Origin of the sequence: Pseudomonas sp. 10-1B (assembly GCF_000935045.1) — a bacterium.
GTDB lineage: Bacteria > Pseudomonadota > Gammaproteobacteria > Pseudomonadales > Pseudomonadaceae > Aquipseudomonas.
Map to the genome: position 1 here is coordinate 95,668 of NZ_JYKS01000041.1, position 8,015 is coordinate 103,682.

Consider the following 8,015-nt stretch of genomic DNA (forward strand, 5'->3'; position numbering starts at 1 on the left):
GCACTGCCCAAAGCGGGCTATGGTCGGGGTTTGCCCCAGGCCCTGAGCCTGACCGCGCCATCGCAAGGACCCTGTATGAGCCTGTCACTTCTCAGTCGCTATGCCTTCTTCGCCGCCTGCGTGCTGTTCACCCTGGCGAGCCTGCCCTTCAGCCACCACGAATGGTTGTGGCCGTTCACCCTGACCACCGCCATCCTCAGCCTGATCGGCCTGTTCGACCTGCTGCAGCAACGCCATGCGGTACGCCGCAACTACCCGATCCTGGGCAACATCCGCTACCTGGTCGAGGCCATTCGCCCGGAAATCCGCCAGTACCTGCTGGAGGCCGACAGCGACGCCCTGCCCTTCTCCCGCGCCCAGCGCTCGCTGGTTTATGCACGGGCGAAGAACGAAGCCTCGGACAAACCTTTCGGCACCTTGATCGACGTGTATGAGTCCGGCTTCGAGTTCATCGGCCACTCCATGCGCCCGGCGCCGCTGGCCGACCCGGCCAGCTTCCGGGTCATCGTCGGCGGGCCGCAGTGCAGCCAGCCGTATTCGGCGTCGATCTTCAACATTTCGGCGATGAGCTTCGGTTCACTCAGCGCCAATGCCATCCGCGCCCTCAACCAGGGCGCCAAGCTGGGCAATTTCCACCATGACACGGGGGAAGGCAGCATCAGCCCCTATCACCGCGAGCACGGTGGCGACCTGGTCTGGGAACTGGGCAGTGGCTACTTCGGTTGCCGCACGCCGGACGGGCGCTTCGACCCCGAACGCTTCGCCGCCCAGGCGCGCAGCCCGCAGGTGCGAATGATCGAAATCAAGATGAGCCAGGGCGCCAAGCCCGGTCATGGCGGCATCCTGCCCAAGCACAAGGTCACCCAGGAGATCGCCGAGACCCGCGGCGTGCTGATGGGCGAGGACTGCATCTCGCCGTCCCGCCACAGCGCCTTCTCCACGCCGATCGAGATGATGCAGTTCATCGCCCAGTTGCGTGAGCTGTCTGGCGGCAAACCGGTGGGCTTCAAGTTCTGCCTGGGCCACCCGTGGGAGTTCATGGGCATCGCCAAGGCCATGCTGGAAACCGGCATCCTGCCTGACTTCATCGTCGTCGACGGCAAGGAAGGCGGCACCGGCGCGGCGCCAGTGGAATTCACCGACCACATTGGCGTGCCGTTGCGCGAAGGGCTGCTGTTCGTGCACAACACCCTGGTCGGCCTGAACCTGCGCGACAAGATCAAGCTGGGTGCCAGCGGCAAGATCGTCAGCGCCTTCGACATCGCCAGCGTGCTGGCCATTGGGGCCGACTGGGCCAACTCGGCGCGCGGCTTCATGTTCGCCATCGGCTGCATCCAGTCGCAGAGTTGCCACACCAACAAGTGCCCGACCGGCGTGGCCACGCAAGACCCGCTGCGCCAGCGTGCCCTGGTGGTGCCGGACAAGGCACAACGGGTGTTGAACTTCCACCACAACACCTTGCGTGCCCTGGCTGAAATGCTCGCGGCAGCAGGCCTGGAGCACCCGGCGCAGCTGGAAGCCAAGCATTTGGTGCGGCGCATCTCGGCCACCGAGATCAAGCTGTTCTCGCAGATGCATGTGTTCTTGAAGCCGGGTGAGTTGCTGACCGGCGAGGTGAATGGCCAGTTCTATTCGCGCATGTGGCAGCTGGCCAGGGCGGACAGCTTCGAGCCGCACAGCGAGGTGGCGGCCTGATAGAGCCCCGGGGCCGCTCTGCGGCCCATCGCCGGCAAGCCAGCTCCCACAGGTACAGCGCAAATGCGGTCGGGGTGGGAGCTGGCTTGCCGGCGATGGGCTGCGCAGCAGCCCCGGCTATCTCAAGTCAGGAGGCGGTACTGGCCACACCCTGCTCCGCTTTCGGCGCCAGGCGCAACGCGTAGTACAGCACCGTCAACAACACCAGGAACGCAGGGCCGATGTACAGCGCCACACGGGTATCCTCGAAGTACGCCATCAAACCGACCACCAGCACCAGGAAGGCCAGCGCCAGGTACGAGCTCAGCGGCCACAGCCACATGCGGTACTTCAACCCCTGGCGCTCGGCAGTGCTAAGCCCGGCACGGAACTTGAGCTGCGCCAGCAGGATCATCACCCAAGTCCAGATCGCGCCAAAGGTGGCGATCGAGGTCACCCAGACGAAGACCTTTTCCGGTACCAGGTAGTTGGCCAGCACGCCCAGCAGCAGCGCACCGATCGACAGCAACAGCGCATTGCGCGGCACGCCGTTCTTCGAGGTACGGGCGAAGGCCGCCGGGGCCTGGCCATTCTGCGCCAGGCTGTAGAGCATGCGCCCGGTGCTGAAGATGCCACCATTGCATGACGACAGCGCCGCGGTGATGACCACGAAGTTGATGATGCCAGCGGCAGTCTTGATACCGAGGCGCTCGAAGGTCATGACGAACGGGCTGCCCTGGCTGCCGATTTCGTTCCACGGGTAGATCGACAGGATCACGAACAGCGCACCGACGTAGAACAGCAGGATGCGCCAGAACACCGAGCCAATGGCCTGCGGAATGGTCTTCTGCGGGTTGCGTGCTTCGCCGGCGGTCAGGCCGATCATTTCCACGCCCAGGTAGGCGAACATCACCATCTGCAGCGACATCAGCACGCCGGTCACGCCGTTGGGCATGAAGCCGCCGTTGCTCCACAGGTTGGAAATACCCACTGCCACACCGTCATTGCCGAAACCAAAGGCGATGACGCCGATGCCGCCAAGGACCATGGCGATGATGGTGACGATCTTGATCAGAGCGAACCAGAATTCGAATTCACCGAAGGCCTTCACCGCCACCAGGTTGACTGCGCCCATGCTGGCCAGTGCCGCCAGGGCCCAGATCCAGCGGGGGACGTCGGGGAACCAGATGCCCATGTAGATGGCCACCGCGGTGATTTCGGCAACGCAGGTCACCAGCCACAGGAACCAGTAGTTCCAACCGGTGAGGAAGCCCGCCAAGGGGCCGAGGTAGTCCTGGGCATACCGGCTGAAGGAGCCGGCGACAGGGTTGTGCACGGCCATTTCGCCAAGAGCGCGCATGATCACCAGGATGGCCAGGCCGCCGATGATGTAGGACAGCATGATGGCGGGGCCGGCCATTTCGATGGCCTTGGCCGAACCCAGGAAAAGACCGACACCGATACAGGCGCCCAGCGCCATCAGGCGGATGTGCCGTTCGCCCAGTTCACGCTTGAGCGGGCCGTCTTGAACGGCCTGGCCGTGGGCAGAGTGGTTGCCGACTGGCATAGCAATACAACCTCATTTTGTTATTGGATTTAACCTTCGTGCAGCACCGGCCATGCCGATAGGCATGGCGTTGGCTTGCCGGGCTGGCCTTGTGGGCCGGCCCGTATGCCGGGGTAGAGCGCCCGGCAGGGCGAAGGGGGCGAGCAGTATAGGAAGACCGTTGTAGGGTTTTTCGCTGTATAAATAGGAAAATTCAGCAAGATCTCTGGGGCCGCTGCGCAGCCCTTTCGCGACACAAGGCCGCTCCCACAAGGCTATGTGCATTCCTGTGGGAGCGGCCTTGTGTCGCGAAAGGGCTGCGCAGCGGCCCCAAAATCTCCCGGCCACCATAGCAATCTGGTCGAATGAAGAAACCCACACCAAAGCCGCATAGCCCTAAACCACCTTTTTCCACTTCCTACAAATTTTTCACCTCATCCGCCCACCGTCTAAGCTTCAGACAAGCAAGACGAAAATACCTGGCCGGATAGAAGATTATGGGCGCACTGTGGCAATCGGAACCAAGCAGAACGGAAGCACCCGAGATACCTCCGGCCGAGACGCCACAACCCAAGTCACCCCGTCAGCGTCGGCTATGGTGGCGGCTGATCATCCTCATCCTCCTGGTAGGGCTGGTGGCCATCGGCTTCGCCGCCTACGACGAATTCCGCAGCTCCAACCTGCAGTCGCGTGAATTCAGCAAGCTGGCCGCCACCCTCACCTATTCGCTGCAGCCGGGCCCCAGCGATGCCATCGTCTACCCCGGTGACGGGCCATTCGACAAACGCCTGGGCTACAGCGCGCTGGGCGAATTCCTGCCGCGCCTGCTCAAGCGCGACTACCTGATCAGCGAGCAGGTGAAATTCTCGCCGGCGTTGATGAACTACGTCGATCATGGGCTGTTCGCCCCCTATATCGAGAAGATCCAGGCCGGCCTGTCGATCACCGACTGCCGCGGCGACACGCTGTACCAGTACAACTACCCGCAGCACCTGTACCCGGACTTTGCGGCGATCCCCCCCGTGATCGTCAATAGCCTGCTGTTCATCGAGAACCGCGACCTGCTCGACACCACGGACCCGCGCAACAACCCGGCGGTGGACTGGCCGCGCTTCGCCAAGGCCGCCTACAGCCAGGTGGCCAAGTACCTGGCCTTGCCCGGCCAGTCGGCTGGCGGCAGCACCCTGGCCACCCAACTGGAAAAATACCGCCATTCACCAGACGGCCTGACGGTCTCCGGCGCCGAGAAGATCCGCCAGATGATTTCCGCCAGCGTGCGCGCCTACCAGGGCGGCCCCGACACCACCGAGGCGCGCCAACGCATCGTGCGCGACTACCTCAACAGCGTGCCGCTGTCGGCGGTGCCAGGGCATGGCGAGGTGCATGGCATGGCCGAAGGCCTGCGGGTGTGGTACGGCGCCGATTTCGACCAGGTCAACCAGGCCCTGACCTCTACCGCTACTGACCCCGAGAGCATGGCCACACGCGGCCTGGCCCTGCGCCAGGTGTTGTCGCTGATGATTGCCCAGCGCCGGCCCTCGCATTACCTGTCCAAGGGCCGGGTCGAACTGGCCGAACTGACCGATGCGCACATCCGTGTGCTCGCCGCCAACAATGTCATCGAGCAGCCGCTGGCCGATGCCGCGCTGGCCAGCAAAGCGCTGTACCGCGACTGGGTGGCGCAACCGACCATGGTGCCGATCGTCACCAACAAGGGCATCAGCCTGGCGCGCAACCGCCTGGCGGCCATGCTCAACCGCCCACTGTACGACCTCGACCGCCTTGACCTGTCGGCCACCAGCACCCTGCAGGCCGACCTGCAGCTACAAGTCAGCCAATACCTGAAAAACCTTGCCGACCCCGCGTTCGCTGCGCAGATCGGCCTGATCGGCGAACGCCTGCTGACCAGCAAGACCACCGACCAAGTGAGCTATAGCTTCACCTTGTTCGAGCGCACCGCCGACGGCTCGCGCGTGCGGGTACAGACCGACAGCACCAACCAGCCCTTCGACATCAACGAAGGCAGCAAGCTGGAGCTGGGCTCGACAGCCAAGCTGCGGGTGCTCACCACTTATCTGGAGATCATCGCCGAACTGCACGACAAGTATGCCGGCAAGCCCGCCGCCGAATTGAAGAAAGTCGAAGTCGCCGAACTCGACCGCATCACCCAGTGGTCGCTGGAATGGCTGGCGCAGAACAGCAAGAACCAGAGCCTGGATGCCATGCTCGACGCCGCGCTGGAGCGCAAGTATTCGGCCAACACGGGCGAAGCCTTCTTCACCGGCGGCGGCATGCACGTGTTCAACAACTTCCGCAAGGAAGACAACAACCGCAACCCTACGCTCAAGGATGCCCTGCGAGAATCGATCAACCTGCCGTTCATCCGCCTGATGCGCGACCTGGTGCGCTATGTGACTTATCAGCAGCCGTACAACCGCGTGCCGTTGCTCAAGGACGATTCCGACCCGCGCCGCCAGGAATACCTGGCCCGGTTCGCCGACAAGGAAGGCACCAGCTACCTGATGCGGTTCTGGAGGAAATACCAGCGCAAAACTTCGCAGCAGCGCCTGGATACCTTCCTCGACAGCATGCGCGTGACCCCGCAACGGCTGGCGGCGGTACACCGCTACCTGTTCCCCGAAGCCGGCCAGGAAACCTTCAATGCCTTCGTCCGCGCCCACATGAAGGGAGACAAGATCGCCTTGGGCAAGCTGAGCGATGGCCGCCTGTCCGAGATGTACGACGCCTACGGCCCAGGCAAGTACAACCTGCCTGACCAGGGCTACATCGCCAAGGTCCACCCGCTGGACCTGTGGCTGCTTGGCTACCTGCTGAAGAACCCGAGTTCGACCTTGACCGAAATGGTCAACGCCAGCCGCTTCGAGCGCCAGGAGGTATATGGCTGGCTGTTCAAAAGCCGCCACCAGGGCGCTCGCGACAGCCGCATCCGCACCATGGTCGAGATCGAAGCCTTCCTCGACATCCACCAGCGCTGGAAGCGCGTTGGCTATCCGTTCGACCACCTGGTGCCCTCGCTGGCCACCGCCATCGGCAGCTCGGGCGACCGCCCCGCCGCCCTTTCCGAGCTGGTCGGCATCATCCAGAACGACGGCGTGCGCCTGCCGACCTTGCGTATCGACACCTTGCATTTTGCGGCCAACACACCTTACGAGACCAAGCTGATCAGCGACCCGGACCGGGGCGTGCGAATTCTGCCGGTCGAGGTGGCGCGCGCGCTCAAAGGCGCCATGTCGCAAGTGGTAGACGCGGGTACCGCGCGGCGTATTTCCGGCAGTTTCAAGCTGCAGGACGGCACGCCACTGGTGATGGGCGGCAAAACCGGTACGGGTGACAACCGCATTGAAAGCTTCGGTGCCGGCGGCCGGCTGATCGGCTCGCGTTCGCTCAACCGTACCGCCACCTTCGTGTTCTTCCTGGGCGACAACCACTTCGGCACCTTGACCGCCTTCGTGCCAGGGCGCTCGGCAGAGGCATTCAAGTTCACCTCGGCGCTGCCGGTGCAGGTGCTCAAGGGTATGGCGCCGATACTCATGCCATACCTGCAACCGGGCAATCCGAATGAATGCAAAGCGCCGCAGGTGACACTCAACACTGCCGCGCGCCCCTTGTAGGAGCGACCCTTGCGCGAGACAAGGCCGCTCCAAGTATCTCACCGCTGTCGAAGACGGCGCCGTCCCCAGGGGGCAGGTTCATCTGCGAAGAGGCCCGCCTCAATACAGTTGCGTGCGCTACATACAATCAGATAGACGCTCAGGATCACTGACGCGAGTATCATTGGATTTTCTACACCGCAGTGAACCATTCCCGCCTGCTGCTACCCGTCAATCAATATAGAAGAGCCGAACTCTATATTCTGGCAGCCTAAAAGACTCTGTGATACCTTCGCCACCGCCCTGACCCTTGCTGGACCCGGAGATCATTATGCCTAACGCTCTCGACAATTTTCATGTTCCCGAAAAGCATCGTCATAAGACTGCTATGGGATTTGTCGTGGAGTCACTGCGCGAAGCTATATTGTCGGGAGCGATAGCTGAAGGGACGCCGCTGCGTCAAGAAGAGCTAGCATTAAAATTCGGCTTAAGCCGTATGCCGATCAGAGATGCCATCAGACAACTTGAAGCTGAAGGGCTCGTAACCTATGAAGTGCATAAGGGCGCTTCTGTTGCAGTCATGACAATTGCAGATATTGCCGAAATCTATGACATGCGAATCATGGCCGAGTGCACAGCACTCGACTTTAGCTTTGACAATATCGTTGAAAGCGATTTTACTTCGCTGCATGAAATCATCAGTGAAATGGAGATTATTACTGAACCACACCTGCTCAGCGAGCTGAATGAGAAATTCCATTACATGCTGTACTCGAAGGCAGAGCGACCTCGATTGCTGGCACTGATCAAATCACTACACGACTCAGTGGACCGTCATCTCCGATTCTTATTGACCAATCTCGATTATCACAGGCAATCGCAGCTTGATCACCGAAATATCTTGAGCGCATGCGAGCGGGGCGACCGCGTCGCGGCCCAACAGTACCTAGCCAGGCACCTTTCAGAGGGCCGGGATTCGATCGTTTCATTTCTTGAAGCCCGGCGCAATCGCGGTCTTCTATAGTCGATCGCACGCATTCCCTACAACCGCATAATCGACTATCTCGCCTACCAGGTTAGGCAAGGAAAAACCGGAACACTCAAGCATTTTCGGATACATGCTAGTGTGGTGTTTCACAAATACCGCTGAAAATCATTTGCCCAGCGCTCGCGCCGCGCGAGCG

Annotated in this window: 4 protein-coding genes; 3 read left to right on the forward strand and 1 reads right to left on the reverse strand. The window is 61.7% G+C overall.

The features are described 5' to 3' along the window. The first annotated feature begins 75 nt into the window (after positions 1-75). On the forward strand, positions 76-1,695 hold the full coding sequence (locus TZ03_RS21820) for an FMN-binding glutamate synthase family protein (protein WP_051100352.1): 1,620 nt from the start codon (positions 76-78) through the stop codon (positions 1,693-1,695). A gap of 127 nt (positions 1,696-1,822) precedes the next feature. On the opposite strand, the gene TZ03_RS21825 is transcribed toward TZ03_RS21820, so the two are convergent. Further along, on the reverse strand, positions 1,823-3,241 hold the full coding sequence (locus TZ03_RS21825) for an amino acid permease (protein WP_051100353.1): 1,419 nt from the start codon (positions 3,239-3,241) through the stop codon (positions 1,823-1,825). A 476-nt stretch (positions 3,242-3,717) separates the two neighbouring features. On the opposite strand from TZ03_RS21825, the gene TZ03_RS21830 reads away from it, so the two are divergent. Continuing rightward, complete coding sequence (locus TZ03_RS21830) at positions 3,718-6,852, forward strand: transglycosylase domain-containing protein (RefSeq protein WP_051100354.1); 3,135 nt, start codon at positions 3,718-3,720, stop codon at positions 6,850-6,852. Positions 6,853-7,162: 310 nt separating this feature from the next. Continuing rightward, a complete protein-coding gene (locus TZ03_RS21835) occupies positions 7,163-7,855 on the forward strand; it encodes a GntR family transcriptional regulator (RefSeq protein WP_051100355.1) in 693 nt (230 codons plus the stop codon). Positions 7,856-8,015: the final 160 nt, after the last annotated feature.

Coding starts and splice junctions, on each gene's coding strand:
- TZ03_RS21830 (WP_051100354.1), top strand. CDS start 3,718: ATGGGCGCACTGTGGCAATCGGAACCAAGCAGAACGGAAGCACCCGAG.
- TZ03_RS21825 (WP_051100353.1), bottom strand. CDS start 3,241: ATGCCAGTCGGCAACCACTCTGCCCACGGCCAGGCCGTTCAAGACGGC.
- TZ03_RS21835 (WP_051100355.1), top strand. CDS start 7,163: ATGCCTAACGCTCTCGACAATTTTCATGTTCCCGAAAAGCATCGTCAT.
- TZ03_RS21820 (WP_051100352.1), top strand. CDS start 76: ATGAGCCTGTCACTTCTCAGTCGCTATGCCTTCTTCGCCGCCTGCGTG.